The sequence below is a fragment of the Acidisoma sp. S159 genome, assembly GCF_009766125.1.
Taxonomy (GTDB): domain Bacteria; phylum Pseudomonadota; class Alphaproteobacteria; order Acetobacterales; family Acetobacteraceae; genus Acidisoma.
On sequence record NZ_LMUG01000054.1, the window covers coordinates 7,973 to 8,938 of the forward strand.

A 966-nucleotide genomic window follows, 5' to 3' on the forward strand; every position below is an offset into this window, starting at 1 on the left:
CTGTCGGTCTTTATGATCCGTAGCGTGCCCGTTGAGCGTGTCAGCGCACCCTAATCGGCCCTTTGCCTTCTGCGAAGGCACTTGATGGCTGTGATAAGCCTTTTCGCATGGAAAAGGGGCATCAAACCCACCCACGATTGGGCTCGGGGTTCAGTGCTAGACCCAGGCGTGACGTTGGTGAGGCGTGAGGGTCGAGCAATAAAACAGCGCGAAGCCAAGATTGCGGGCGAGATCAACTGAGGCAGCTGGCGAAGAACGCCCACCAACTCATGGTGATGGCGAGATGATAGCACGACGCCGTTCTGATCCACGGCGCGCCAGAGATAGCGTAATTCACCTGAACGCGGATGAACACCTCGTCGAGGTGCCATTTATCACCGGGCCGAGGTCGGCGGCGACGCAGATTGTCGGCGAAGGCTGATCCAAACTTCAGGCACCATCGGCGGACGCTCTCGTAAGAGACGATGACGCCGCGCTCGGCCAGCAGCAGCTCAACATCTCGGAAGCTCAGGCTGAACACGTGATAGAGCCATACAGCGTGGCTGATGAGGTCTGCCGCGAAACGATGGCGATGGTGCGGGTCTGGCGGCTTCTTCATGCCATCATCCTCGCCCAGGCCGTCGTAGACCGCCAGTTAACGTGACAACGCCCCGCTGAGTACGCACCACATTTCACTCGCGCTCTGCCGCTTTTCCTCTTGCTCCGCGTTTTGTGTATCTTCGTCACAACATACACGTGCTGCCGATTCTACGCGGCCAGCGATACGATCAGCGCCGTCCTCGAAATCGTAGGATTCGGAGTAAGTCGCTCGAAATTGAGTCGACAATCTCTTGAGCGAAATCCTTATGGATTCCAGATTGTTCGAGATAACTCTGCTCGTAGCGCTCGAAGACTTGAATAAAAGAATGGAACGTCGTAGTCCCGACAAGCGGATGGTTAATGGCATTTCCCATCACGGCAAATGCC

General features: G+C 56.4%; 1 pseudogene. It reads right to left on the minus strand.

Features of this window, described 5'->3' with window-relative positions:
• Positions 1 to 287 precede the first annotated feature (287 nt).
• Positions 288 to 598, minus strand: a pseudogene (locus tag GSQ92_RS16335) (transposase); the annotation flags it as partial.
• Between the last annotated feature and the right edge of the window lie 368 nt (positions 599 to 966).